The sequence below is a fragment of the Haloplanus vescus genome (assembly GCF_900107665.1).
In the GTDB taxonomy this organism is placed as follows: domain Archaea; phylum Halobacteriota; class Halobacteria; order Halobacteriales; family Haloferacaceae; genus Haloplanus; species Haloplanus vescus.
Map to the genome: position 1 here is coordinate 1 of NZ_FNQT01000007.1, position 24,200 is coordinate 24,200.

23 protein-coding genes, 1 tRNA gene and 2 rRNA genes are annotated in these 24,200 nt (G+C 66.5%); 12 read left to right on the plus strand and 14 right to left on the minus strand.

All coding sequences use genetic code 11. From position 1 onward, the window contains the following. From BLU18_RS15055 to BLU18_RS14000, 4 genes are all read left to right on the plus strand, one after another. Positions 1-90 (plus strand): 23S ribosomal RNA (locus BLU18_RS15055); the annotation flags it as partial. Between the two features lie 117 nt (positions 91-207). Further along, positions 208-329 (plus strand): 5S ribosomal RNA (gene rrf / locus BLU18_RS13990). 156 nt (positions 330-485) lie between these two features. After that, positions 486-561, plus strand: a tRNA-Cys gene (locus BLU18_RS13995). 226 nt (positions 562-787) lie between these two features. Continuing rightward, entirely contained in the window at positions 788-1,525 is a 738-nt protein-coding gene (locus BLU18_RS14000) for a hypothetical protein (protein ID WP_092635983.1), read from the plus strand. 10 nt (positions 1,526-1,535) lie between these two features. Here BLU18_RS14000 and BLU18_RS14005 read toward each other — a convergent pair whose 3' ends face one another. The 6 genes from BLU18_RS14005 to BLU18_RS14025 form a co-directional block, all read right to left on the minus strand. Further along, positions 1,536-2,672 carry a tubulin/FtsZ family protein gene (locus BLU18_RS14005; RefSeq protein WP_092635985.1) on the minus strand — a complete coding sequence of 379 codons (1,137 nt, stop codon included), beginning with the start codon at positions 2,670-2,672 and terminating at the stop codon, positions 1,536-1,538. A gap of 47 nt (positions 2,673-2,719) precedes the next feature. Beyond that, positions 2,720-3,901 carry a tubulin/FtsZ family protein gene (locus BLU18_RS14010; RefSeq protein ID WP_092636084.1) on the minus strand — a complete coding sequence of 394 codons (1,182 nt, stop codon included), beginning with the start codon at positions 3,899-3,901 and terminating at the stop codon, positions 2,720-2,722. Between the two features lie 98 nt (positions 3,902-3,999). Beyond that, positions 4,000-4,146: a hypothetical protein gene (locus BLU18_RS14985; RefSeq protein WP_176791254.1), complete on the minus strand. Its 147-nt coding sequence runs from the start codon at positions 4,144-4,146 to the stop codon at positions 4,000-4,002. A gap of 37 nt (positions 4,147-4,183) precedes the next feature. After that, positions 4,184-4,501, minus strand: coding sequence for a hypothetical protein (locus tag BLU18_RS14015; RefSeq protein WP_092635987.1), 318 nt, complete (start codon positions 4,499-4,501; stop codon positions 4,184-4,186). Positions 4,502-4,566: 65 nt separating this feature from the next. Continuing rightward, positions 4,567-6,456: an ABC transporter ATP-binding protein gene (locus BLU18_RS14020; RefSeq protein WP_092635989.1), complete on the minus strand. Its 1,890-nt coding sequence runs from the start codon at positions 6,454-6,456 to the stop codon at positions 4,567-4,569. 6 nt (positions 6,457-6,462) lie between these two features. Further along, a complete protein-coding gene (locus BLU18_RS14025) occupies positions 6,463-7,905 on the minus strand; it encodes a PAS domain-containing protein (RefSeq protein WP_176791255.1) in 1,443 nt (480 codons plus the stop codon). A 142-nt stretch (positions 7,906-8,047) separates the two neighbouring features. Between BLU18_RS14025 and BLU18_RS14030 the strand changes: the two genes are divergently transcribed. From BLU18_RS14030 to BLU18_RS14990, 3 genes are all read left to right on the plus strand, one after another. Beyond that, on the plus strand, positions 8,048-9,064 hold the full coding sequence (locus BLU18_RS14030) for an alcohol dehydrogenase (RefSeq protein ID WP_092636086.1): 1,017 nt from the start codon (positions 8,048-8,050) through the stop codon (positions 9,062-9,064). A 165-nt stretch (positions 9,065-9,229) separates the two neighbouring features. Continuing rightward, a complete protein-coding gene (locus tag BLU18_RS14035) occupies positions 9,230-10,693 on the plus strand; it encodes a methyl-accepting chemotaxis protein (RefSeq protein WP_092635993.1) in 1,464 nt (487 codons plus the stop codon). 70 nt (positions 10,694-10,763) lie between these two features. Next, positions 10,764-10,937 carry a hypothetical protein gene (locus tag BLU18_RS14990; protein WP_176791256.1) on the plus strand — a complete coding sequence of 58 codons (174 nt, stop codon included), beginning with the start codon at positions 10,764-10,766 and terminating at the stop codon, positions 10,935-10,937. Positions 10,938-10,964: 27 nt separating this feature from the next. Here BLU18_RS14990 and BLU18_RS14040 read toward each other — a convergent pair whose 3' ends face one another. The 3 genes from BLU18_RS14040 to BLU18_RS14050 all read right to left on the minus strand — a co-directional run bounded on the left by BLU18_RS14040 (position 10,965) and on the right by BLU18_RS14050 (position 15,293). Next, complete coding sequence (locus BLU18_RS14040; protein ID WP_092635995.1) at positions 10,965-12,329, minus strand: ATP-binding protein; 1,365 nt, start codon at positions 12,327-12,329, stop codon at positions 10,965-10,967. A gap of 75 nt (positions 12,330-12,404) precedes the next feature. Then, positions 12,405-14,273, minus strand: a complete 1,869-nt coding sequence (locus tag BLU18_RS14045) for a cation:proton antiporter domain-containing protein (RefSeq protein ID WP_092635997.1) — start codon at positions 14,271-14,273, stop codon at positions 12,405-12,407. A gap of 66 nt (positions 14,274-14,339) precedes the next feature. Beyond that, the gene (locus BLU18_RS14050; protein ID WP_092635999.1) at positions 14,340-15,293 is read right to left on the minus strand and encodes an MBL fold metallo-hydrolase; all 954 of its coding nucleotides are present in this window, start codon (positions 15,291-15,293) and stop codon (positions 14,340-14,342) included. Positions 15,294-15,383: 90 nt separating this feature from the next. Between BLU18_RS14050 and serS the strand changes: the two genes are divergently transcribed. After that, positions 15,384-16,769 (plus strand): serine--tRNA ligase, encoded by a 1,386-nt coding sequence (gene serS, locus BLU18_RS14055; RefSeq protein WP_092636001.1) that lies wholly within the window; start codon positions 15,384-15,386, stop codon positions 16,767-16,769. On the opposite strand, the gene BLU18_RS14060 is transcribed toward serS, so the two are convergent. Continuing rightward, a complete protein-coding gene (locus BLU18_RS14060) occupies positions 16,766-17,089 on the minus strand; it encodes a nuclear transport factor 2 family protein (RefSeq protein WP_092636003.1) in 324 nt (107 codons plus the stop codon). The two genes, serS and BLU18_RS14060, sit on opposite strands and share 4 nt — an antisense overlap. Before the next feature lie 75 nt (positions 17,090-17,164). On the opposite strand from BLU18_RS14060, the gene BLU18_RS14065 reads away from it, so the two are divergent. The 3 genes from BLU18_RS14065 to BLU18_RS14075 are packed head-to-tail and all read left to right on the plus strand — an operon-like array spanning position 17,165 to position 19,206. Beyond that, entirely contained in the window at positions 17,165-17,653 is a 489-nt protein-coding gene (locus tag BLU18_RS14065) for a DUF367 family protein (RefSeq protein WP_092636005.1), read from the plus strand. Positions 17,654-17,691: 38 nt separating this feature from the next. Beyond that, positions 17,692-18,156 (plus strand): hypothetical protein, encoded by a 465-nt coding sequence (locus BLU18_RS14070; protein WP_092636007.1) that lies wholly within the window; start codon positions 17,692-17,694, stop codon positions 18,154-18,156. 45 nt (positions 18,157-18,201) lie between these two features. After that, positions 18,202-19,206, plus strand: a complete 1,005-nt coding sequence (locus BLU18_RS14075) for an NOG1 family protein (protein WP_092636009.1) — start codon at positions 18,202-18,204, stop codon at positions 19,204-19,206. On the opposite strand, the gene BLU18_RS14080 is transcribed toward BLU18_RS14075, so the two are convergent. From BLU18_RS14080 to BLU18_RS14090, 3 genes are all read right to left on the minus strand, one after another. After that, positions 19,203-20,594, minus strand: coding sequence for a TIGR00341 family protein (locus BLU18_RS14080; protein WP_176791258.1), 1,392 nt, complete (start codon positions 20,592-20,594; stop codon positions 19,203-19,205). The genes BLU18_RS14075 and BLU18_RS14080 overlap by 4 nt on opposite strands. Before the next feature lie 70 nt (positions 20,595-20,664). After that, positions 20,665-21,645 (minus strand): bile acid:sodium symporter family protein, encoded by a 981-nt coding sequence (locus tag BLU18_RS14085; protein WP_092636011.1) that lies wholly within the window; start codon positions 21,643-21,645, stop codon positions 20,665-20,667. A 67-nt stretch (positions 21,646-21,712) separates the two neighbouring features. Then, positions 21,713-22,423, minus strand: a complete 711-nt coding sequence (locus BLU18_RS14090; RefSeq protein WP_092636013.1) for a 5-formyltetrahydrofolate cyclo-ligase — start codon at positions 22,421-22,423, stop codon at positions 21,713-21,715. 79 nt (positions 22,424-22,502) lie between these two features. Between BLU18_RS14090 and engB the strand changes: the two genes are divergently transcribed. Further along, positions 22,503-23,117: a GTP-binding protein EngB gene (gene engB, locus BLU18_RS14095; protein WP_092636015.1), complete on the plus strand. Its 615-nt coding sequence runs from the start codon at positions 22,503-22,505 to the stop codon at positions 23,115-23,117. Here the strand turns inward: engB and ddh are convergent. Continuing rightward, the gene (gene ddh / locus BLU18_RS14100) at positions 23,114-24,046 is read right to left on the minus strand and encodes a D-2-hydroxyacid dehydrogenase (RefSeq protein WP_092636017.1); all 933 of its coding nucleotides are present in this window, start codon (positions 24,044-24,046) and stop codon (positions 23,114-23,116) included. The two genes, engB and ddh, sit on opposite strands and share 4 nt — an antisense overlap. Positions 24,047-24,200 lie beyond the last annotated feature (154 nt).

The window sequence follows — 24,200 nt, forward strand, 5'->3', positions numbered from 1 at the left end:
TAGAAGACGAGTTCGATAGACTCGGGGTGTACGCGCCGAGGCAACGAGGCGTTCAGCCCGCGAGCACTAACAGTCCAAGCCACATTCATCTGATTTCGCACTGTGACCTGATCTGACTGATTGGGTCCAGGCGTTAACTGGATCGCACGTATCATACGGTCGTTACCGACCCTGGTGTGACGACGGTTCGATTCCGTCGGTCGGCATGAAGGCGGCCAGAGCGGCAGGGACACACCCGTACCCATCCCGAACACGGACGTTAAGCCTGCCTGCGTATCGGTCAGTACTGGAGTGGGCGACCCTCTGGGAGATCCGATTCGCCGCCTCACCATTCATACTTCATTCATTGTTCGAGAGCGAGTGCTGTCTCGCTCTCCATTTTCATCATCCGCAGAGATACGTCTGTACGACTCACTAGCCGTCAGCGAGGCTGTCTCGTCGCCGACCGCTAGGCTTAAGCGACAGACACCGATAGTAGCGGACGCGCCAAGGTGGCAGAGTTCGGCCTAACGCAGCGGCCTGCAGAGCCGCCCATCGCCGGTTCAAATCCGGCCCTTGGCTTGACACGAACCCTCAGAATCCGATTTCTGAGGGCTTTTTCGCTATATTCAGCGGCCCTCGGATATCTCTCCCGGTAGTGGAGACACTACTGGTGGTATCGGGTAATTCCCCGATAGCGGACAGTTGACATCGTTTCTAAGGGCGTACACTCGATTCAGTAGACAGAACGCGATTGCTGACGTTCGAGCGAAAACTGTTAACCGCCATAATCGAGAACCGTGAACCAATGCCGACGGACGCTACCCTCGTCACCGCGGTCAGAGCCGATCTGATGTGGTTACTGACCGCGTGGCGCCAGCTCCTGTTCTCGAGTGAGTCGAACCGGCATCCCGTTCGGGCTCGCTGGAGTCCACAGACGACCCGCGAACGCGTCGGATTCTGGGTGTGGAGTGCGCTCGGGGCCGTCCTCATCGGGGTCACGTACCCGTTCGTGGTGGCTGGCTTCTGGGTCCGGTACGTGACACACCGACTCAATCAAGTCGCGACCGGACTGGGACTGCTCGCGCTCCTGGCCGCCGTCGGCGTCGCCTGGAGTGCGCTGACGGCGTTGGCGTGGGGCCAACTCCCGGCCGCGGGGTTCAAGGCCGTCCTCACCGCCAGCGTCGTCGCGACGGGGTCGGCGGGACTCGCGTGGGCAGCTGCGCGGACCGGCGGCCGACGGGTGACGTTCGTCGTCGCGTACCCCTTCGCCGTCGCGGCCATCTTCCTGCCGCCCGTGACGGCCGCGCTGTTCTCGCCCACGCTCGGCGAAATCATCCTCCCGCGGAGCACGTCGCTGGCGGCGTGGATTCTCGATAACCTCCTCGTCGTCGGCAACCTCAGTACGGTGATCCGACAGCAGTTCGACCTGTCCGGACTCGCGTTCGTCGCGATGTGGTCCGGGCTCGCCGCCCCAATCGGGTGGCTACTGGGACTGCTCGTCACCCTCGCGAACGCGGTTCGCCCGCGTGACGGCGGGCGATGAGAATGGCTGATTAACTCGCGTCGTCCTCGGTGGCCGTCGGCACCGCCTCGGCGTCGACTTCGTGTTCGACGGCGCGTCGCTGCATCGCGTCTATCTGTGGCACCTCGGTGACGTTCGAGAGCAACACCACGGCGGCGATGGTCGATGACCCACTCCGCGGGTCGTCGCCGGCGAGCACTTCGACGGTTTCCGTCTCCTCTTCGAGCCACTGGCGGGCGCTCTCGAACCCGCGGCGAGAGAGCTCTTCTGGAGGTCCGGACAGGACGACGAGTGCGCGTTCGGCGCTCGACACCTCACAGGGGAGCGTCAGCCGCGAGTTGAGCGACTGCTGGACGAGACTCTGAATCCGGCCGGCGTCGGTCCGCTGGGAGGATTCCTCGTCGTCATCGCCGGTGAAAAGCGAGAGGAGCCACGACAGGAGGCCGCCACCGGTTTCGAGTTCGGTCGCGGCGTAGCCGATGGACGCGACGCCGCCCGGCGAGAGCGTGCGGATGATGTCGCTGGAGTCCAGCGTGTTGGCGCCGATGGCTTCGGGGTCGATTTGGCCTCTGGCGAACAGCGTCAGGACGCGCGAGGCCAGCTCTTGGTTCGGCTGGTCGAACCGGTCCTCTGCGTCGGCGTCGACCCAGCGGTCGTTGTCGAAGAGGATGGTGCTGTCGGCCGCCGGAACGATGGACCTGAGCGAGCGGGCGGCGTTCACAGCCATCGAATCGGGTTCGTCGGCGCCCGGAAGCACGCCGAGGACGTACACCGGTTTGTCGTACAACTCTTGGAGTCGCTCGACGAGGACGGCCCCGGCGCCGCTTCCGGTGCCGCCACCCAGCCCTGCCACGACCAACACGCCGTCGAGTTTGCGCATCCGAATCTCGTCGAGTTCGCGCTGAATCTCGGGGAAGTCGGTCCGGGTGACTTCGACCGCGAGGTCCTGATCGCCGGCGACGCCGTCGTCGACCTCGCGGTGCGTGTCGCCGATGGTGACGTGTTGGTCACGCGGGACGTGGTCGAAGTCGTCGTCGTCGGTCCGCGAGATGTCTATCGTCAGTAGGTTCCCGTAGCACAGCTGTCGGTCGCCGTTGCTCTCGAGGCCGCGAATCGTATCGACGAGGCGGCACCCGGCGCCACCGACACCGACTAATGCGAGTTTCATCGCTGCCCTCGTCGCGTGGCTGGGTCGCGTGCAGTTCGAAACACGGTTCAGACGACGGGGTCGAGGTCGTCGTTTTCGTCCGTAATCAGGTTGTTAATCTTCTCTTCGCGCTCGGCCTGTTGCTCGGCGATCTGTTCCTGCGCGTCGACCGCTTGATTCTGAATCGTGTCGATGCGCGGGGCGTCCGAGACGTTCGAGAGGAGCACCGCCGCGGAGAGTCGCGAGGAGTTCTCCCGAGGGTCGTCGCCGACGAGTACTTCGACCGTCTCGGCTTCCTGTTCGAGCCACTGGCGAGCGCTCTCGATGCCTTTCCGAGAGAACTCGCTCGGCGGGCCGGAGATAACGACGAGCACTCGTTCGGCGCTCGACACCTCACACGGCAGCGTCAGCCGTGAGTTAGTGGCGCGGCGGACGAGCGACTTGATTTTCGTTGCCTGACTGGCGTCGTCGAGAGGGTCGTCCTCGCGGCCGCCGCCGCCCCACCTGTCGAGGAGGCCTTCGGGCTGGGCGTCGACTGCCGTGGCGGCGTACCCGATGGAGGACACTCCGTCCGTGGCGAGCGTGCGGATGATGTCGCTGGAGTCCATGGCGTTCTCCGCCACGTCCGTGTCGTCGGTTTCGCCCGCCGCAAGCAGCGTGACGATTCGGGCCGCGAGTTCGCGGTTCATCTCCTCGTAGCCCTCTTCGATGGTCTGGTCGCGGGCGCGCCAGGCGTCGTTGTCGAAGGCGATGAAGTTGTCCACCTTGTTGACGAACGACTGGAGGGAGCGAGCGGCGTTCAGCGCCGGGCGGCCGCCTTCGTATTCGCCGGGGAGGATGCCGAGGGCGTACACCGGTTCGTCGTACATGTCTTGGAGGGCGTCGATGACGACGGGGCCGCCACCGCTGCCGGTGCCGCCGCCGAGGCCCGCAGCGACGAGAATCGCGTCGACGTTGTGAATCTCGATGTCGTCGAACGCACGACGAATCTCGTCGATGTCGGCGGACATGACCTCGGCGCCGATTTCGACGTCGCCGCCGACGCCGTGGCCCTTCGACTTCTGGTTCGTGTCGCCGACCAGAACGCGCTGTTCTTCGGGGATGTATTCGGGCTTGGCGAGGTCCGTTCGGGCGGTGTTGATTGCGTGGACGTGTCGACAGAGGTTCCGGTTGGTCTCGGATTCGAACTCGACCATCCGGTCGATGACCTTGCTGCCGGCGTTGCCCACACCGATAGTAGCGAGTTTCATGACCGTCGGTTCCGTACACTGCACCGAGGGGTATAGTTAATTTGGTTCGATAGTGACACTCTTCAACACACTGCGGCGTCGACGCTCTCGGTTGACTGTCACTCGTCGTGTCCCGCGCCGGCCATCCACCGTTGTCCGTACGACCGGTAGCCGCCCAGATACGTCTCGCTCACCGCGTACCGAACCTGTCGTTTCTCGCCGGGCGCCACGTCGTCGACGTGAAACGAGTCGGGCGTGTCGGACATGGCCCGTCGTTCGCCCGGGGGCGTCGTTAACCTTCGCTCAGGCGCGGTGCTCGGCCGCGGCGCGTTCGATGGCCGTCGCGATGGCCTCGTCCCCGTCGGCGTCCGCCACCGCGTCGTCGAACGCGGCGCTGAACGTCTCCATCACGTCCTTGGCGAGTTCTCGGGCGTCCGTCTCGTTCGGCTGGACGTTCTCGACTCGTGTCGACTCCTCCGCCTCCTCGTCGACGAGCCACACCTCGAAGTTCCCGTCTCGCTCGGGCGTGGGCTGGAACTTCGCTTCGACTTCGACGGTCCGGTGCTCGTACTCGCGACGGCCGACCTTGAGCCAGCCGTCCGGAACTGGAGCCTTCGGCATGGACGCCACTCTGTCGGTGACCGAAATAAGTGTTCGTCGTCAACGCGTGTCGTGGCTGTCCAGACTCAGTCGTCGGCGACGGCGGCGTCCGCCTGTGCGCGCCAGAGGCTGGCGTACTCCCCGCCCGTCGCGAGTAGGTCGTCGTGGGTCCCCGACTCGACGACGTTGCCGTCGTCGAGGACGACGATGCGGTCAGCGTCTTGCAGCGTCGAGAGGCGGTGGGCGATGACGAACGCCGTGCGGTCCTCGACCAGTCGGTTCAGGCTCTCTTGAATCCGCTCTTCGGTCTCGGTGTCGACGTCGCTCGTCGCCTCGTCGAAGATGATTATCGCGGGGTCGTTGAGGAGGGCGCGGGCGATGGCGAGACGCTGACGCTGCCCGCCCGAGAGCTTCACACCCCGTTCGCCGATCAGCGTGTCGTAGCCCGCCGGGAGGTCAGCGACGAACTCGTGGGCTTCCGCAGCTTTCGCGGCTTCGACGACGCGTTCGCTCGCCGCGTCGTCCTCGCGGCGTTCCCCGTCGAGAGTCTCGCGGTCCCCGTACGCGATGTTCTCGGCGACGGTGCCCGAGAACAGGTAGGGCGTCTGTTCGACGACGGCGACTTCCTCCCGGAGCGCCCGGAGGTCGTACGAGCGCACGTCGACGCCGTCGACACACACTGCGCCGTCGTCCACGTCGTGGAATCGCGGAACGAGTTTCACGAGCGTCGACTTGCCGGCGCCGGTCGCACCGGCGAGGCCGATAGTCGCCCCCGCGGGCACGTCGAGCGAAATCCCTTCGAGCACTGGTTCGCGGTCGCCGTAGGCGAAGGTCACGTCGTCGAACGTCACCGCGCCGTCGACTGCCTCGGGGCGGTGCGGGTCGGCCGGCGAAGTTATCGTCGGCTCGCGCCCGAGGAGGCCGAACACGCGTTCGGCGCTCGATTTGGCCAGTTGATACTTGTTGGCCGATTTCCCAACGCGGCGCATCGGCGAGTAGAGGCGCCGGAGATAGAGGAAAAAGAGGGCGAAGCTGCCGGCGCTGAGTGCGCCCTCGACCCCGGTGATGTTGTCGAGGCCGCCGATGTAGAGCACGAGGACGAACACGACGCCGGTCAGCAGGCGGAGGGTGGCGAAAAACGCCCGGCGAATGCGGAGGGCGGCCACCTTCTCGTCGTGGTACGCTTGACTTCGCTCGGCAACGCGTTCGCGTTCGAAGCCGTAGCGGTTGAACGACTTGATGACCGCTGCGCCGCCGAGGTTGTTTTCGAGGCGGGTGTTGAGACGCGCCACGGCCTCCCGAATCGACTTGTAGCGCGGCTCGATCCACCGGAGGAAGAGTGCGCTGGCGACGCCGATGATGGGGACGGGCGCGAGGGCGATGGCGGCGAGTTTCGGCGAGTAACTCCACAGAATCGCCGCGATACCGCCGACGGTGGCGACGACGCGGATTATCTGCCGGAACTCGGTGTTGAGAAACTGCTCCAGTCGGTTGATGTCGCTGTTGAGGATGGACATCATCCCGCCGGTCTGGTGGTCGACGAAGAAGTCCATCGAGAGGGTCTGGATGTGGTCGTACGCGTCGGTCCGGAGGTCACGCTGTATCTTCTGGGCAGCCGACTGGAGCAGATACCGCGAGGCAAAGCGCGTCACCGACCGAATCACGTACGCGAGCGCCGCGATGACCACCAACTGTTCGAGCAGCGCCGTCCGCGCCGCCACGCCGCTGATGGGGTCGCCGGGCAGGAGGCCGACGCGGGCGAGCAGTCCTGGTTCCGCGGAGCCGAGAATGACGCGGTCGATGGCCGTCGCGACGAGCAGCGGTGGGACGAGACGGGCAAAGCGCGTACAGAACGCTGCCAGGATGCCGAGGGTCAGCCGCGGCCAGTACGACTTGGCGTAGGCGAGTAACTCCACCATCGGGTGACCGTCGACCGTCTCACGAACGTCTTCGAATCCGCCGTGGTCGTCGGCCATCGAGGATTAGGGTTCGTCCGGGTTCGCCCGTCGCAGTTCGACACAGACGACGGACCCCGAGGGGTCGTTGTCTTCGATCCATACGCGTCCGCCGTACGTCTGCACGAGGTTGTCGACGAGGTAGAGACCGAGGCCGCTCCCCGGGCTTTCGAGGCCTTTCTCGCCACGACCGAACACTTCGCGCTTGCGCGGGTCGGGAATCCCCGGCCCGTTGTCGGCAACCCGGACCAGGACCGTCTCGGGTCGGACTTCGACGGCGACCGAAATCTCGACCCGGGTCTTGTCGTTGTGGAAGACGGCGTTGTCGAGGAGGTTGCCGAACACCGAGGAGAGAATCGACGTCGCCAGCACGTCCACTGCCGGCAGGTCGTCGTCGCCGCTGATGTTGACGCTCTCGGTGCGGTAGTCGAAGTTCGACCGCACGCGCTCGGTCTCGCGTTCGAGCACCTCGTCGAGGCGGACCGGTTCGAGTTCGGGGTCGACCGGGCCCAGAATCTCGGCCAAGTCGCCGACCGCCTCGGTGAGCTCTTTCGTGTGCGTCGCGGCGGTCATGACGCGTTCGAGGATATCGGCCTCCTCCGGCGGGAGTCGGTCAGCGAGTTCGCTACCCCAGCCGAGTGCGACCGACATGTCGTTGCGGATGTCGTGACGGACAATCTGATTGAGGAGCGCGAGGCGGTCACGCTCGGTTTCGAGGGCCTCTTCGGCCTCCTTTCGATCCGTCACGTCTTGTTGGAAGCCGACGTAATGCGACGGCTCGCCGTTCTCGTCGTATATTGGTGCGATGGTCACTTCGTTCCAAAACTCCTCGCCGTTCCGGCGGTAGTTGCGAACCTCGACGGTCACGGGTTCCCAGTTGTCGACGGCGTGACGCATCCGGTCGACCGTCGCGGGGTCGGTATCCTCACCCTGCAGGAAGCGACAGTTGCGACCCAGCACCTCCGATACCGGGTAGCCCGTAATCCGCTCGAAGGCTGCGTTGGCGTAGATGACTGGGTTGTCCGGCTGGCTCGGGTCCGAGATGGTGATGCCGATTGGTGTGGCGTCCATCGCGCGCTCTTTGAGGTGGAGGTCCGCGTCTGCGTCCGTGCGGCTGTCGGTCGGCGCGTGCGTCAGGACCGCGTGTCGACCGTCGCCGTCGCCCAGGAGCGCGTATCGGACGCGAATCGCCTCTCCACGGGCGTCGTACAGGTACTCGCCGTCCGTCACGTCGGCCTCCGCATCGAGGAGCGCCCGCACTCGGTCGGCGAGTACGGCGGCCTGCTCGTTCGACGACTGCGCCAACGCCTCGAGATACGGCGCGTCGGTCTCCGGCGCGAGCGGATGGTCGTGGTCGTCGGCGAACGCCTCCCAAGCCGCGTTCGACTCGACGATTCGGCCGGTCTCGTCGAGGACAACGGCAGGGGTCGGGAGCGACGCGAACGCCGCCTCGGTCAGTCCGACAGGCATGCTCTCCCCGTCACGGTGCTCTCTTGTCGGCCACGGTAATAGTCCTGTCCGCTCTCGTCCCGTGTGCGACGTGCTGTCTATTCTCCGGAATGCCCGGACTTTTGCCGCCGGCTCCGCTGTATGCTCCTGCATGACCGATACGATGCGTGCAGCCATGGTTCCCGAGGCTGGTGCCGATTTCGAAGTCGTCGAGAAGCCGGTTCCGGACCCCGCCCCCGACGAGGTACGGGTCGCCGTCGACGCCTGCGGCGTCTGTCACAGCGATGTCTTCGTGAAAGAGGGGACGTTCCCCGGCGTCTCCTACCCGCGAACGCCCGGCCACGAAGTCGTCGGCCACGTCGACGCCGTTGGCGACGACGTCTCGATGTGGAGCGAAGGTGACCGCGTGGGTGCCGGGTGGCACGGTGGCCACTGTCACTCCTGTGAGGCCTGTCGCCGCGGCAACTTCCTCCAGTGTGAGAACGCGGAAATCACGGGTCTCACCTTCGACGGCGGCTACGCCGAGTACGCGACGGTCCCCGCCGAAGCGGTGGCGGCCGTCCCCGAGGACCTCGATGCCGTCGACGCCGCGCCCCTCCTCTGTGCCGGTGTGACCACCTACAACGCCCTCCGGAACAGCGACGCCAGCGCCGGCGACGTCGTCGCTGTCGTCGGTGTCGGCGGCCTCGGACATCTCGGGGTCCAGTACGCCCACGCCGCCGGATTCGAGACGGTCGCCATCTCCCGCAGCCCCGAGAAACGTGACCTCGCTCTCGACCTGGGTGCCGACCACTTCGTGGACGCGAGCGAGCGAGACCCCGCCGAGGCCCTGCAGGAACTCGGTGGCGCCAAGGTCGTCCTCTCGACGGCGCCGTCGGCAGACGCCATCGAGTCCGTCGTCGGCGGTATCGGCACCGACGGCGACGTCGTCGTCGTCGGCATCCCCGGCGAACCCGTCCCGGTCGACATCCAGCATCTCGTCGGCACCGCTGGCTCCGTCTCCGGGTGGGGCTCCGGCGACGCCCGCGACTCGCAGGACACCCTCGAGTTCAGCGACCTCCGCGACATCACGCCCGTCGTCGAACGGTTCTCTCTCGACGACGTCGACGAAGCCTACGACCGGATGGTGTCGAACGAGGCGCGTTTCCGCGCTGTCCTCGACATCGCTGGCGACGACTGAGATACTGTAACTGGGTTCGGGTGATGCAGACGGTCCGGCGACCCACCGGTCGTACGGCAAACCGTCTGCGGGCGACGCTCTCGGCCACGTGTGTCACTCGCTATCAGCCGAGATAATTCGCCCCGTAAGTATATGACGTTCTAACTGGTTGTCCGCCATATCCACATGACGGTATCCCAACCCCCCGACCAGCACGTGGCCGATTTCCCCCTCTCGTTCGACCGCATCGTCGGTCGCATCGGCGCCCCGATTTTCATTCTCGATGCCGACCACGAGGTGGTCCTGTGGAACAGCGGGATGGAGGAGTTGACGGGAAGCAGTCAGGCCGACGCGCGGACGGCCGACTCCGTCGGCGAGGCGTGGTATCAGGACGGCCGCCGCGCCAAGACGCTCGCGGACAAGGTCCTCGAAGCGCCCGAGGGCGCCCACGAGGAGTTCGACGTCGAACGCATCGACGACGGCGACCACCCGGAGTATCGCGACCAGAGCGCCTTCACCGACACGCGCGGCGACACCCGCCACATCGTCTTCAGCGCCTCGCCCCTGTACGAGGACGGCGAACTCGTCGGCGTAGTCGAACTCGTCAAGGACCGGACTGAGGAGGTCCGTCGCCGAGAGCGTGTCGAGGACTTGGTCGAGGAAGTCACCACGGCCATGCACGCCATCCAGGGCGGTAACCTCGGTGCCCGCGCCGAATTCGAGGCCGACGAGTACATCGACGAGGAACTGCTGACGGTCGTCGACTCTCTCAACGAGATGGGGTCGACCCTCGACGACCTCGTCGCCGACGTGGACGACCAGACCCGCGAGCTCCGCGAAATCACGCAGGAGGTGGCCGAGAGCGCCACCCGGATGGAGGAGATTGCGGACGAACAGGCCGAACGCACCGAGGAGGTGGCGGGCGAGGTGTCGAACCTCAGCGCGACCATCGAGGAGGTGGCCTCGACCGCCGACTCCGTCGCCGACACCAGTCGACAAGCGCGCGACCACGCCGAGGGTGGGCGCGAACTCAGCCAAGGCGCACGAGACGCCATGTCGTCGGTCCGCGACTCGAGTCAGGACGTGCGCGGCGACGTGGACGAACTCAGCGGCACCGTCGACGAAATCGACGAAGTCATCGACGTCATCAACGACATCGCGGACCAGACGAACCTCCTCGCCCTGAACGCCAACATCGAGGCGGCGCGCGCCGACCGCGACAGCGACGGGTTCGCCGTCGTCGCCAACGAAATCAAGTCACTCGCTCAGCAGGCCCAAGAGCAGGCGGGCGAAATCGAGTCGATGATCGTCGACGTACAGCGCCGAACCGAACGCACGGTCGACAGCCTCGAAGCGACCGAGGACGACATCGACGCCGGCGTCTCGGAGGTCGAAGCCGGGATGGAGAAACTCGACGACATCGTCGACGCCGTCGGCGACGCCGTGGCGGGCATCCAGGAGGTGTCGACGGCGACGGACGAACAGGCCGCGAGCGCCGAGGAAATCGCCGCCATGGTCGACGACGCCCGCGACCGGTCCGAACGGGTCGCAAACGAGGTCCGACAGGTCGCCCGCGCCGCCGAGCAACAGACGGAGAAAGTCGCTGAAATCGAGCGCAGCGTCGGCCAACTCCGCACCGACTCGCGCTGACTGCCGACCCGATTTACTGACGGCAGTCCGTCACGTCCGGCCGACCATGAACCGGAGAGCGACACTCGGTATGTCGTTTGCAGAGCGGGTGATGGTACGGGTCAGCCACGCCGTCGCGGCGCTGTGTCTCCTGTTCCTGTTGCCGATACTGCCCTTCCTCGCCGTCGCGGCCGTCGCCTCGGCGGTGCTTCGACCCGCCCCGGAGACGCCCGCCCCGAGCTATCGGCCGGGCTGGGCGGAATAAGGCTGCAAAACGAGTTCTTCGCCGCGCTCAGTGGTCGTGATCGTGGTCGTGCGAGTGGCCACCGTCGCCAGCGACGAGGGTGTCCGAGTCGCCGTCGATCATGTCCATGTTCTTCAGGTTGTCCCGCTCTTCGAAGTCCTCCACGGCATCGACGATGTCCTTCTGCGTGAGCGTCGTCCGCTCCTCGGTCAGGGCTTCGAGGACCGCCTCCCGCAGGACCATCCGGAGGTCGCTCCCCGTGAGGCCGTCGGTGAGTTCGGCCACTTCGCCGGGGTCGAACTCCGCGATGTCCATCCGTTGGGTGATGACTTCGAGGATGTCGGAGCGCATCTGGCGGTCCGGCTTGGGGAAGTTGACGATTTCGTCGAAGCGACGCCACGCGGCGGCGTCGAGCTGGTCGGGGTGGTTGGTCGCCCCGATGAGGAGCACCTCGTCGCGGATGAGGCTGATGTCGTCGATGCTCTTGAGGAGGGTGTTGACCGCACGCTTGAGCGCGGCGTGTTCGTCCGAGCGACGGGTCTTCGCCACCGAGTCGAACTCGTCGATGAAGAGGATACACGGCGAGAGCCGTTTGGCCACCTCGAAGGTCTTCTCGACGTTTTTCGCCGTCTCGCCGAGGTACTGACTGGTGATCATCGACAGTTTCACCTCGACAAAGGGCTGGCCGAGTTCGTGTGCGAGCGCGCGTGAAGCGGTCGTCTTCCCCGTCCCCGGCGGCCCGACGAAGAGGAGTTTGCCGATTTCGCGCAGGCCGATCTCCGCGAGGTAGTCGCGGTGTTCGATGGCCTTGACGATCTTCTGAATCTCACCCTCTTGGTCTGCGGTGAGCACGAGGTCGTCGAGCGTCATCTCGATTTCCTCGGGGGCGCGCACCTGCACGAGGTCGAGCATCTCGGCGTCCTCTTCCTCGTCGAAGTAGGCGTCGAGGAGGCTGTCGATCCACACGCGGTCGGCGTGGATGGGCCGGGTCTGCTCGCGGGCCTCTTCGAGGGTCACGTCCACGTCGTCGCGGCCGGCGACGACCGACGCGACCGTGGGGTTGGTCGCCAGGCGCTCTCGGTCGGCGCGCTCGACCAGCCAGTCGATGGCCATGTCCAGTTGCGTAATCGAGATGCGTCCGGAGAAGCCCTCCTGTTCGGTGAACAGCAGGTCGGAAATGGCTTCCCAGGGGTGTTCGACGCCCGTCGCCTGCCGAGCGGTCTGTTCGGTGACTATCAGCGGGCGCTCGATGCCGCCAGCGATGGCGTCGTCGTCCGTGTCGTCGTCGTCTTTGTCGGCCCAGAATACACGCCGGTAGCGTGGGGGTAGATCGCTCTCGCCGAGACTCCGGTCGTCCGTGTAGACGTGGGCGGTCAGGAGGAACTCGACGACTTCGAGAGCCGGGTCACTCATCCCTCAGCTATTCTCGTGGCAACCGTTTAAGACCGTCGGATTGCCGGACTGCACCGTCGTCGCCCGAATCGCCGCTCACTCGTCGTCGGGGTGGGCGAAGGACAGCGCCTCGAACACCGATTCGTCGTCGCCGATGAGGGTGATTCGGTCGCCGCGTTCGAGTCGACAGTCACCGTCGGGAACGATGGTCTCCCCGTCGCGGGAGATGAGAGCGATCAGACATCGCGGCGGGAGCTTCGGCCCGATGTCCGAGAGGGTCTTGCCGACGAGTTCGTCGGACGTGACCTCGATTTCCTGCACCTCGCCGTTCTCGCCGATTTCGCTCATCCAGTTGACGAGCGACGGTCGCTCAATGTAGCCGTCGAAGGCCATCGCCGTCGCGTCGACGGCGGAGATGGCGCGCACGCCGAGGTCCTCGAACGCGTCCACGTTGTCGGGGTTGTTCACCCGCGCGAGGATGGTGTCGGGCGAGAACTTCGAGTCGGCCAGCTGGGCCACCAGCAGGTTCACGTCGTCGTCGCCGGTGGTCGTGGCGACGATTTTGGCGTTCTCCGCCCCGGCGGAGCGCAACACCTCGGTGTCGGTGCCGTCGCCGTGGTGGACGGTCAGCCCTTCGTTGCGGGCTTTCTCTACGCTGTTCACGTCCCGTTCGACGAGGACGACGTTCTCTCCACGTTCTTCGAGGCGCCGAGCGAGGGTCCGTCCCACGTCTCCGGCGCCGATGATGATTACACGCATTGGTATCACGTCCAGGAATTCGGCGATCTGTCTGGCGAAACCGGCTTCGAATGCGACCGTGAGGAAGATGACGAGGAAGACGGTGCCCACGAGGGCGTTCGCCACCTCGGGCATCCCTTCGGCGCGGAACTCAACGGCGAACAGCGTCGCGACCGAGGCCGGGATGATGCCGCGCGGCCCGACGAAACTCATGAACAGGCGCTCTCCGCGGGTGAATCGGTCGCCCGCCGTGCTGATGAACACCAGCGCCGGGCGGATGACGAGGGCGACAACGACGGCGACGAGGATGCCCGCCAGCCCCAGAGCAGCGAGATACTCGAACTGGAGCAGCGCCGCCAGCGTGATGAAGACAAAGGAGAGGACGATGAGCGTTATGTCGCCCTTGAAGTCGGTAATCTCCTCCTCGTAGGGCACGTCGGCGTTCCCGAGGAGGATGCCCGCGGTGGCGACGGCAGCGATGCCCGCCTCGGTGGCGACGGCTTCTGCCGCCCCGTAGGCGACGAGTGCCCCGCCGAGCACCAGTAGGCGAGCGTTCTGTGGCGCGTTCCCCGGCGAGAGGTCGATGTATCGCAGCGCGTAGAAGACGATGCCCGCGACGATGACGCCGACGATGAGGCCCGTGCCCAGTCGCTGAGTGAAGAGCGCGAGCAGTTCGGCCGGCGCGCGAACGTCCTGAATGATGGCCTCGAAGATGACGACGGCCAGAATCGCCGCGGTCACGTCGTTGACGATACCCTCCGTCTCCAGCGCGGTGCCGACGCGGTTGCGCACCGGCACCACTTCGAGGATGGGCGCGATGACAGTCGGCCCCGTGGCGACCAGCAACGCCCCGATGAGCGCCGAGACGAACCAGTCGACGCCGAGCAGATAGTGGATTGTGACGGCCGTCCCGACGAGCGCGATGACTGCGCCGAGGGTCACGAGTTTGAACGTCGCCGCCGGCGCTTCGCGCAGGCGACCGATGCGTAGGTGGAAGGCCCCCTCGAAGACGATAATCGCCACCGAGAGGCCGACGATGACCGAGAGCGCGTTCCCGAACGAGTCGGGACCGACGATTCCCAACACCTCGGGGCCGAGAATGACACCCGACGCGAGCAGGAAGACGACACTCGGGATGCGGAACCGATCCGAGAGGATCTGTGCCACGACCCCGACGCCGATTAGCGCCGCGACGAGCGTGATGAGATTGCCACTGCCGGCCGCCATCAGCGCACCTCCATAGTGTGTGACCACACGGCCAATCGGGATAAAACCCGTCGTTTTAGTACCGATTTACGGCGATAAAATTCTGTTAATATCTACTTTCTCGGTGGATAAGCGGACAAAAAAAAACTCTTGCTGGTCGAGGTATCGAAGCACGCCCTTGGTGTTGAGGCGCGCCTCCGCGCGACTCTTGCGCTCTCCCCACGGTTCGATGAGCTCTGCCGTTTCCACGAAGTGCTCGATGACTGCGTCGTCGTCCGCCAGTTCCGCGCGCTTCTCGCACACCGAGTCGACCCACGACGAGAGCACGTCCACGTACTCGTCCATCAGGGCGGGCGTGAACGCCACGGCGCCGAAGTGGCCGAAACAGAGGTAGTCGGGATTTCGCTCGGCGATGGTGTCGGCGTCGTCGAGACAGCCCTCTAGGTCGAAGTTGACGGGCGGTGAGGTGGGAACGAGGCGGTCGGAGTCGTCGGGTCGGATGCCCGCCGCGTCCCCCGAGAAGAGGACGTCGTCGGCCCGGTCGTGAAAGAGGACCTGATGGGGTGCGTGGCCGGGGGCGTGAATCACGTCGACCGTCCGGTCGCCGAGGTCGATTTCGTCGCCGCCTTCGATCCCCTCGATTCGGTCTTCGGGCACCGGTTTCGGGTCATCGTAATACTGCCACTGTTCACCGACGGCGGCTTTCGTCCCCTCGACGAGTCGCGAGGGGTCGATCAGGTGGCGCACGCCGATGTCGTGAATCAGCACCGTCGCCTCGGGGTAGATATCGGCCAGATAGCCCGCACCACCCGCGTGGTCGAGGTGGACGTGCGTCGCCAGGATGTACTCCAGCGAGTCGATTCCGATTTCGTCGAGGGCGTCGACGATGACGTCGACGTTCGTCCCCAGTCCGGTGTCGACGACGGCGGGGCGGTCGGCGTCGAGAATGTAGACCGACCCGTAACCGGGCACGTCGTACGCGCCCACGTCGACGTAGTAGACGTCGGTACCCTCGACTGCGGTGAGGTCGCCAGTAGCCATGGGCACACGCCGACGGCGGCGGTGAAAAACGTTCTGTCGGTCGCAAGTGTCCCGACACGGTTTTGTCGCGCCCACGAGAAGGTCGGCCAAATGCTCAGCAGGCAGTATCTCCGCGAGAATCCGGACGAGGTGCGACAGAACCTCGCCGACCGGGGAATGGCCGATGACGTTGACCTCGACCGACTCCTCGACATCGACGAGGAGTGGCGGTCGCTCAAAAGCGAGGGCGACGACCTGCGCCACGAGCGCAACCAAGTCAGCGACCGCATCGGCCAGCTGAAGGCCGACGGCAAGGACGAGGAGGCCGAGGAGGCCATCGAGCGCTCCCAAGAGCTCAAAGAGCGTTTGGAGGAGGTCGAAACCCGTGCCGACGAACTCGAAGCCGAACTCGAAGCGGGCCTGATGGAGATTCCGAACGTCCCCCACGAGGACGTGCCCGTCGGCGAGGACGAGAGCGACAACGTCGAGGACCGCCGCCACGGCTTCGACGACCTGCGCGACCTGCCCGAGACGGTGACGCCCCACTACGACCTCGGCGAGGACCTCGACATCATCGACGAGGAACGCGGCGCCAAGACCACCGGCGCGGGCTTTTACTTCCTGAAGGGAGAGGGCGCCCGCCTCGAACACGCGCTCATCCAGTTCATGATGGACGTCCACCGCGAACAGGGCTACGTCGACCTGTTCCCGCCCGTCCCCGTCAAGTCCTCCTCGATGGAGGGCACGGGCCAGCTGCCCAAGTTCGCCAACGACGCCTACCGCATCGGTGGCGAGGAGACCACCGAGTACGACGACGACGACCTGTGGCTCTGTCCCACCGCCGAGGTGCCCGTCACCAACATGTACGCCGACGACATCCTCCTCAGCGACGACCTGCCGCTCAAACATCAGGCGTACACGCCCAACTTCCGACGCGAGGCGGGCGAACACGGCACCGAGACGCGCGGCATCGTCCGCGTCCACCAGTTCAACAAGGTGGAACTCGTCAACTTCGTCGACCCCGAGGAGAGTTACGACCGTCTGGAAGGCCTCGTCGACGAGGCCGAGGAGGTCCTGCGTCGCCTCGGCCTCCCCTACCGCATCCTCTCGCTCTGTACGGGCGACCTCACCTTCGCGTCCGCGAAGACCTACGACATCGAGGTGTGGGCGCCGGGCACCGACGGCGACGACGCCCCCGAGCAAGGCGGCCGGTGGCTCGAAGTCTCCAGCGCCTCCAACTTCGAGGACTTCCAGTCGCGCCGCGCGGGGCTTCGCTACCGTCCCGAGCGCCACGAGTCGGCGGAGTATCTCCACACGCTCAACGCCTCCGGCACCGCCGTCGGGCGCGTGATGGTCGCCATCCTCGAATACTACCAGAACGAGGACGGCACCGTCACGGTCCCCGAGGCGCTCCGCCCCTACATGGGCGGGCTAGAGGTCATCGAGGGCCACGAGAAGGTGGGCGAGAGCGCCCTCGGCTCGGGCGACCGCGACTAGTTCGTGTAGGTCGTCAGCGACTCGATTCGCTCGCCGACGCGGAACACGTCCACGAACCCGAACAGGTCGTCGCCCTCGGCGCTCCGTAAGCGGCCGCGGGCGAACACCGCCCCGTCCCCTGCACACACCTCGGACAGTACGTGTTCGGTGTCGGTGCGGGGGCGGTCCTCGCGCATGAACCGCACGAACGCCGCTCGCCCCTCGAAGGTTCGGTCCGGCCGTTCCTGCACGAAGTCGGGGTCGAGGAGTCCGCGGAGACGCTCGTCGTCCCCCTCGTCGATGGCCTCGTAGTACGCCCGCACGGCGTCGCAGTCGTCCATGCACGTTCGTTTCGTCGGCACCCGCATCAAGGCGCCGACGACAACCCATTTATTCGACGCCCGCCTGCCTCTGGCGTGGACCTCCACGTGCGCTACGCGGGCGACGACGACCCCGAGAAGTGTACGGCCCGCAAACTCGCGCGGTTCGACCTCGTCGACCTGCATCGCTCGGACCGGGCGACGCCCTACGGCGTCGTCCTCAACCCGCACGCGGAGCAGGCGCTCTCGCCAGCGGACGCGACGGAGACGCTCGTCGCCCTCGACTGCTCGTGGGAGTCGGCGGGCGAGGCGCGCTTCTCCCTCCCCGGCGAACACCGTGCGCTCCCCTACCTTGTCGCCGCCAACCCCGTCAACTTCGGCAAGCCGTTCCGCCTGACGACGGTCGAAGCGCTGGCGGCCGGACTGGTCATCCTCGGTGACCGCGACGCCGCCGAGCGCATCCTCTCGAAGTTCACGTGGGGCGAGACCTTTCTCGAACTCAACGACGAACCCTTGCGCCGGTACGCCGACTGCGAGGACTCCGCCGAAGTCGTGGCCGTCCAGGGCGAGTATCTGGACCGGTAGCCCCAGCGTTGATGTCAGCGTAGCTCGAAGTGGCGCGCATGCAGCGCCGCCGATTGGTCCCCATCGTCCTCGCTCTCGTCGGCCTCCTCGCCGTCCTCGTCGGCGTCCGGCAGGGCCTCGTTCACGTCGCCCCGGGCTACGAAGGCACGATTATGACCGGTTGGGACGGGCCGCTGAACCACGAGGAGCAACTACTCACTCGCCTCGCCGTCCTCGGCGTCGTCGGGTCTGTCGCCGCACTCCGGTGGCGACGCCTCGCCGTGGTTCCGGCCGCGGTGGGCGGCGTCGTCCTCTTCTACGCGCTCCGGGCTGCGCTCCACTACGCGCTCGACCCCGGCTTGTACGTCGAGGTGTCGACCTACGCCGGCCCGAGTCGCTTCGTCCTCGGCGCCGAACCAGTTTTGCTCGTCGCGGGTGGCGCCCTCCTCGTCGCTGCCGGCATCGTCCGCTGGCGCGCGGACACCGACGACGAATCCCCGGACACGCGCGTCTCGACGGCGTAGCGACGAACGGACGACCTTTTATCCGCGCGTGTCGAAGCGTCGACAATGATTTTCGAAGGCCTTCCGACCACGCCCTGGTCGGAGGAACTCATCGACAAAGCGTTCTCGCGCGCCGCTCGCTCCGGGCGCGCGAAATCGGGGGTGGAAGCCCAGCAGTCGATGCTCCAGACCGCTGGTAACATCCTCTCCGACAACTTGGAGAACGTGGTGACGGAGTGGCCGGACTTCGGCGTCGTCGCCCCGTTCTACCGCGACCTCGCGGACGCGGTGTTGCGACGCGAAATCCCGTCACGCACCGGCGACGACGGCACTGAACAGGTCGGCCTCGACGCCCTCCGGGCCAGTCTCTCCGAGGTGACGTGGGCCAGCCGGCAGGTCGAGGAGATTCAGCGCGAGTACAACTCGAAACTCCGGAAGACGGACGCCGAGACGGCGCGCAAACACCGCAAGCAGGCCTTTGCGCGCATGGCCGACGTGGTCGAGGAAGTCTCCGAGGACCTCCGCCGCGTCGGCGAGGCACGGGACGCCCTCCGTGACCTGCCCGACATCCGCTCCGACGAACCGACCATCGTCGTCGCCGGCTATCCGAACGTGGGCAAATCCTCCTTTGTCAACGACGTGACCCGCGCCGACAACGAAATCGCCCGCTACCCGTTCACCACCCGCGGGATTCAGATTGGGCACTTCGAGCGCGACCACATCCGCTATCAGATTATCGACACGCCCGGCCTGCTTGACCGGCCCGAAGCCGAGCGAAACGACATCGAGAATCAAGCGGTCAGTGCGCTCTCTCATCTCGCCGACGCCGTCCTCTTCGTCGTCGACGCCAGCGGAGCGTGTGGCTACCCAATCGATGTCCAACTCGACCTGCGTGACGCCGTCGTCGAGCGCTTCGACGCGCCCGTCATCACCGTCTGTAACAAGAGCGACCGCTCGCGGGATGTGGAGGCCGACGCCTACATGAGCGTCACCGAGGGCGAGAACGTCGACGAAGTGCTCGATTTGGCCGTCGAGACGGTCGATTGGGAACCCGACCTGCCGTCGCGCTAGGCTGGCGTCTCGGTGACGCCCGCGCCGGTTTCTCTCACACCTGTTGACGCGTGCGGCGCTGACAGGCGTGCGCGCTCGCTCCGCGCCACGTCCACGACGACGTACTGCACCTCGACGGTCACGTCGCTCTCGGCGCGGAACGCCGGGTCTTCGAGCGCGTCGATTCGTTCGGCGAGCGTGCTGGCGAGCCGTGGCGTCTCCTGCCCCGGCGGGTGGCCGACGGTGACCGTGACTCGCTCCGGGCGGGTGAAGGGGAAGCGCTGGTCGTAGGTGACCCTGACCGAGAGTCGCTCCAGCCCCGCATAGTCGGCCAGCGTGTCGTCGACGGTGGTGCGGACGTTCTCCTCGAACGCCGCCGTCTGGTAGGTGCCGTACGTGACGCCGGCGAGCAGCGTCGAGAGGACGAGCAGCGCGACACCGAGGCTGGCGATGCGCTTGAGGGTGGCCGAGCGGGCCTCCTCGCGCCGGAACCAACTCTTCGGCCGGTAGCCCATCAGCCAGAGGACGGCCAGCGCCGCGAAGTTGATGGACAGGAAGTTGACGAGGACGAGGACGAGCGCACCCGAGACGGTCTGGGGCGACCCCCACGCGAGGCCGATGCCGACGACGGCCGTCGGGGGGACGAGCGCCGCGGCAATCATGACGCCGACGAGCGCCGTCGAGACGCCGGTCGAGAGGCTGAGTGCACCCGCCGCGCCGGCCCCGAGGGCGATGGCCAGCGAGAGCACGTCGGGGACGAGGCGCTCCCGAACCTCGTCGATGGCGAACACGTCCGCCGCCTCCAACGGGACGACGTGGGCCGTCCGCAGGAGGATGGCGAACGCCGCGGCGGCGACGACGGCGAGGACGCCGCCCGCGACCTGCAGTTTCACGCCGCGAAGCAGGAGTTCGCGGTCGTCGACGACCGACCCCGTACTCGTCGCCATCGCCGGGCCGATGAGGGGCGCGATGACCATCGACCCCACCACCACCGCCGCGGAGTCGAGGAGGAGGCCCGCCGTCGCGACGACGGAACTGATGGCCGTCATCGTCGCGAACGTCCGCCACTCGGGGGCGAGCGACCGCGCCCGCGCCGCGAGTTCCTCGCGAGCGATTCGATTCCCGTTCTCCTCGTCTTCTTCGTATCGCTCCACGAGTTTCTCGAATCGACGCGAGATGACCGTCTCGGCGTCGAGGACGACGGTGTACGCCTCCCGGTCGAGGCCCGCGTCGTGCAGCTGTTCCAACACCGGTTCGACCGCGGATTGTGGCAACGGAAACGTCACCATCGCCGTGTACTCGCGGTCGCTCGTCTCGTCGGTGACGACGTAGTCGATGTCCTCGTCGTCGAGCGTTCGCAGGATGGTCTCCCGTTTCCCCTCGGGGACCATCACCTGAACGAGTCGCACGGCCGCACGTCACGCCCGGCGACCAAATAGTCTGCGTCGCGGCCGGGGCGTCGGCGTCGACTGACGCCGTTCAGTCCGCCGTCGCGACGGCGTCGTCCGACGCCTCTCCGTCGCGCCACGTGAAGTAACTCGCGAGCGCCGGGCCGGTGACGTTGTGCCAGACGCTGAACAGGGCGGGAATCAGGGCCGCGGACGGCGAGAACAGCGACGTGGCCAGCGCGACGGCGAGGCCGCTGTTCTGGAGGCCGACTTCGAACGTACAGGTCCGCACGCGGTCCTCGGACATGCCCGCGGCGCGGCCGACACCGAACCCAGCGCCGAGGCCGATGGCGTTATGCGCGACGACGGCGAGGAGGACGAGCGCACCCGCCGTGAGGATGTTCTCGACGTTCGCGCCGACGACACCGGCGACGATGGCGACGATGGCGACGACGCTGATGACCGGGAACACGTCGACGCCGATTTCGGCCGCCTTCGGCGCCTTCCGGTCGAGCAGGTAGCGGATGGTGAACCCGAGAATCACGGGGATGATGACGATTTGGACGATGCTCGTGAACATCTCCATGAACGTCACGTCGATGCCCTCGCCGAGGATGAACAGCGTCCACGCGGGCATCACGATGGGCGCCGCGAGCGTCGTCAGCGTCGTGATGGCAACCGACAGCGCCACGTCACCGCGCCCGAGGTAGGACATCACGTTCGACGCGGTGCCGCCGGGTGCCGCCCCGACGAGGACGAGGCCGACGCCGATGGCGTCGGGCAGGTCGAGGAGGATATACAGCCCGTAGGCCGCGAGCGGCATCACCAGCCACTGGGTCACGGCGCCGATGCCCACGTCGACGGGGCGGTCGACCAGTCGCTTGAAGTCCGCGGGCTGGAGCGTCAGGCCCATCCCCAGCATGATGAGGCCGAGAAGCGGCGTAACGTAATTCAGGATGGGCACAAACGGGTCGGGATTCGCCAGCGCGGCACCCGACGCCAGCACCACCCAGACGACGAAGTACTTGCTTGCGACGCGACTCGCACGTGAGAGTTGGTCAGTCAGGGACACACCCACAGAATCGGTTGCTACCCCGGGAAATGTCTATCTATTCCGGCGTCACAGCCGCGGAGACCCGCTATGTGCCGTCGGCGTCGTCGGGTCGAAGCCGCTCCAGTATGGGCATCTCCTCGGTTCGCTCCCCCAGCCCCGCCCAGTCGATGCCCGACGGCTTTGCCCCCGCCTCCGTTCGGACCGTCCGCGACGGCGTCACGACGAGGTCCATCGGTACGTCGTGGGCCGCCGAGTCCGGCGTCTCGACCACCTGTTTCTCGTGGACCGTCGTCGCCGTCGTCGTCTCGTCGCCCACGAGGTCGAACCCCCGCAACACCGCGAATTCGAGGTCGCTGTACCCCTCGCCCTTGCCGACGCGGGCGCCGTCCTCGTCGACGGCGACGCTCCCGCTGACGATAAGGTCGATTGGGGCCATCTCCTCGGGGCCCACCGGGACGCCGTACTCGTCGATGCCGCTCACGGTCGTCGCGGCGTCGACGTCGTCCACGCCGGGGTCGATGCGCCGGAAACACTGCTCGTCGCGCAGGCGCGGCACGGCGACGTAGAGAGTCTTCCCCGCCCGGAGCGCCGCGCGCCGCACGGGCAACTGCGGAGCGTCGGGATTCGCTTTGACCGTCGTCGCCGCGGCCCACTCGTCGGTCGCCGCGAGGCGCTCTGCGGCCTCGCTCGCCCCCGCGAAGTTGGGGATGCGCCCGTGGGGCGGGAACGGGAATCGGGCTTCGCCGCTCTCCTCTAGCTCGTCCCAGACGCGTTCGCGGAGGGTGTCCTTGTCCATACGGGTCGTCGCTCGCGCCGCCTCATAGTCTCTCGGCTCGACACGCCGAATTTAAACCCCTCAGCCGTCTACGTCGCCCATGTTCGAGGACCGCCCTGACTGCGACGAGGTCGTCCTCGTCGGCCGGTCGAACGTCGGCAAGTCGACGCTGATGCGTGAACTGACCGGCCACTCCGTCTCCACGGGCCGCAAACCGGGTGTCACCCGCCAACCCAACCACTTCGACTGGACCTCGGAGAGCTTCATGTTCACCGACCTCCCCGGGTTCGGGTTCATGTCCGGCGTCTCCGAGGAGCAACGCGAGCAAATCAAGACCGACGTGGTGCGGTACGTGGAGGACAACGCCGACGACATCTTGGTCGGCGTCCTCGTCGTCGACGGCAAGAGCGTCGTCGACATCATCGACCGCCACAGCGGCGACGACGAGATTCCCCACGACGTGGAGCTCTTCCACTTCCTCCGCGACCTGGAGATTCCGACCGTCGTCGCCGTCAACAAGATGGACAAGGTCGACGACCGAGACGACCGCCTCGACGACCTCTGTGACCGCCTCGGCCTCTATCCGCCGTGGAAACAGTGGCAGGACACCATCGCCCCCATCTCCGCGAAACGGGGCAACATCAGCGCCCTGACCGACACCCTCGGCGACCACTTCCACGACCAGAAGCGCGACGACCTGCTGAAGTTCCTCTAAACGACGCGGTTCGTCAGCGATTCGCCCGCGCCGAGTCGCCGGAGGTTCTCGCGGACGATGGTCGCTATCCGCTCGTAGTAGTCGTCGGTGAAGGCGGCGGCGTGGGGCGTGACGATGACGTTCTCCCGGCCCCAGAGCGGCGAGTCCTCGGGGAGCGGTTCCGTCTCGAACACGTCGAGGCCGGCGCCCGCGATGCGCTCTGACTCCACCGCATCGACGAGCGCCGACTGCTCGACCACCGGCCCGCGCGCGACGTTTATCAGGTACGCGTCGTCGCGCATGGCGTCGAACTCTGCGGCTCCGATCATGCCCTCCGTGTCGTCGGTCAGGGGGACGGCGAGGGCGACGAAGCGCGCGTCGGCGATGGCCTCGTGGAGTCGTTCGGGCGGGTACACCTCGTCGACGCCGTCGACGGGCGTCGGCGTGCGCTTCACGCCCGTCACGTCCATCCCGAGGGCCGCGGCGCGGGTGGCGATGCCCTGGCCGAGCGTTCCCAGTCCGACGACACAGACCGACGCCCGCCGGAGGGGGAAGGCGTCGTCCCACGCGGGTTGGCGCCACTCGCTCCGTTCCTGGTTCGAACGGTGGACGTGCAGGCGGCGGGCGAAGGCGAGCATCAGGCCCATCGTCGTCTCGCCCACCACGTCGCCGTGGATACCCGTGCTGTTGGTGAGGGCAATCTCTCGCTTGCGCAGGTCGTCGAACGGGAAGCGGTCGACGCCCGCCTGAATCGAGTGAATCCAGTCCAGATCGGCGTCGAGAAAGCGGTCGTCGTACGCGAAGGTGACGAGGGCGTCGCAGGCGTCGATGTCGTCCGTGCCGACGATGCGGACTGTCGGGTCCGTGTCCGAGAGGGAATCGCGAAACACCGTCGCGGGGAACACGTCGCCGACCGATTCGTGTACGCCGAGCGTCTCGGGTGCGTGCATACGCGTCGCTACCGGCGCGGTGACGAAAAGTGTGTGTGAGATGGTGGCTCGGGAGTGGGCCTCGTCACACGGGGCTCGGAGGGGGTAACCGTCGTCACTGCCACCGGTAGGGTCTACACCCTTCGACACAAAAAGTCGTCCGTTGTGTGGGTCA

Excerpts from the sequence above, each read along its gene's own strand:
- BLU18_RS14985 (WP_176791254.1), bottom strand. The coding sequence starts at position 4,146 with ATGTCCGACACGCCCGACTCGTTTCACGTCGACGACGTGGCGCCCGGC.
- BLU18_RS14015 (WP_092635987.1), bottom strand. The coding sequence starts at position 4,501 with ATGCCGAAGGCTCCAGTTCCGGACGGCTGGCTCAAGGTCGGCCGTCGC.
- BLU18_RS14005 (WP_092635985.1), bottom strand. The coding sequence starts at position 2,672 with ATGAAACTCGCATTAGTCGGTGTCGGTGGCGCCGGGTGCCGCCTCGTC.
- BLU18_RS14025 (WP_176791255.1), bottom strand. The coding sequence starts at position 7,905 with ATGCCTGTCGGACTGACCGAGGCGGCGTTCGCGTCGCTCCCGACCCCT.
- serS (WP_092636001.1), top strand. The coding sequence starts at position 15,384 with ATGCTCAGCAGGCAGTATCTCCGCGAGAATCCGGACGAGGTGCGACAG.
- BLU18_RS14030 (WP_092636086.1), top strand. The coding sequence starts at position 8,048 with ATGCGTGCAGCCATGGTTCCCGAGGCTGGTGCCGATTTCGAAGTCGTC.
- BLU18_RS14060 (WP_092636003.1), bottom strand. The coding sequence starts at position 17,089 with ATGGACGACTGCGACGCCGTGCGGGCGTACTACGAGGCCATCGACGAG.
- ddh (WP_092636017.1), bottom strand. The coding sequence starts at position 24,046 with ATGCACGCACCCGAGACGCTCGGCGTACACGAATCGGTCGGCGACGTG.
- BLU18_RS14075 (WP_092636009.1), top strand. The coding sequence starts at position 18,202 with ATGATTTTCGAAGGCCTTCCGACCACGCCCTGGTCGGAGGAACTCATC.
- BLU18_RS14045 (WP_092635997.1), bottom strand. The coding sequence starts at position 14,273 with ATGGCGGCCGGCAGTGGCAATCTCATCACGCTCGTCGCGGCGCTAATC.
- BLU18_RS14035 (WP_092635993.1), top strand. The coding sequence starts at position 9,230 with ATGACGGTATCCCAACCCCCCGACCAGCACGTGGCCGATTTCCCCCTC.
- BLU18_RS14050 (WP_092635999.1), bottom strand. The coding sequence starts at position 15,293 with ATGGCTACTGGCGACCTCACCGCAGTCGAGGGTACCGACGTCTACTAC.
- BLU18_RS14090 (WP_092636013.1), bottom strand. The coding sequence starts at position 22,423 with ATGGACAAGGACACCCTCCGCGAACGCGTCTGGGACGAGCTAGAGGAG.
- BLU18_RS14040 (WP_092635995.1), bottom strand. The coding sequence starts at position 12,329 with ATGAGTGACCCGGCTCTCGAAGTCGTCGAGTTCCTCCTGACCGCCCAC.
- BLU18_RS14000 (WP_092635983.1), top strand. The coding sequence starts at position 788 with ATGCCGACGGACGCTACCCTCGTCACCGCGGTCAGAGCCGATCTGATG.
- BLU18_RS14010 (WP_092636084.1), bottom strand. The coding sequence starts at position 3,901 with ATGAAACTCGCTACTATCGGTGTGGGCAACGCCGGCAGCAAGGTCATC.
- engB (WP_092636015.1), top strand. The coding sequence starts at position 22,503 with ATGTTCGAGGACCGCCCTGACTGCGACGAGGTCGTCCTCGTCGGCCGG.
- BLU18_RS14990 (WP_176791256.1), top strand. The coding sequence starts at position 10,764 with ATGTCGTTTGCAGAGCGGGTGATGGTACGGGTCAGCCACGCCGTCGCG.
- BLU18_RS14020 (WP_092635989.1), bottom strand. The coding sequence starts at position 6,456 with ATGGCCGACGACCACGGCGGATTCGAAGACGTTCGTGAGACGGTCGAC.
- BLU18_RS14070 (WP_092636007.1), top strand. The coding sequence starts at position 17,692 with ATGCAGCGCCGCCGATTGGTCCCCATCGTCCTCGCTCTCGTCGGCCTC.